Genomic DNA, 348 nt, shown 5'->3' with positions numbered 1-348 from the left:
GTGCAGCAGCACTTCATCCGGCTCGTGCAGGCCGATCCAGACGATGGCATTCTCCCTGCTTCGCCATTCGCCGGCCTCTTCTATCCTGATGTCGCGAATGCGTTGCCCATGCTGGTAAACGGCAGCAGCCACGACGCCGGGCCGTTCATACGGAGGCGATGTGGAACCGCCACCTGATTGCGCGGAAATACTGTCCAGATCCTTTAGCCGTTCCAAATCCTGCCGTCCTCCATTCCGCGCGGATCACAAATCCGCGGCCAGCCCCTCCGCCAGTCAGGCGCTCAGCCGATCATAATGCTATTTCGTAAAACATGCATCATCCGCGTCGGTGCGTGGTCTGACCAGGCG

1 pseudogene is annotated in these 348 nt (G+C 60.1%); it reads right to left on the bottom strand.

The features are described 5' to 3' along the window. A pseudogene (locus tag AF337_RS12185) lies at positions 1-216 on the bottom strand (magnesium transporter); the annotation flags it as partial. Between the last annotated feature and the right edge of the window lie 132 nt (positions 217-348).

This window comes from Rhizobium ecuadorense (assembly GCF_001187535.1).
GTDB classification, from domain to species: domain Bacteria; phylum Pseudomonadota; class Alphaproteobacteria; order Rhizobiales; family Rhizobiaceae; genus Rhizobium; species Rhizobium ecuadorense.
Note: the sequence above shows the minus strand (reverse complement) of the source record. Positions and strands in the feature narration are given on the sequence as shown.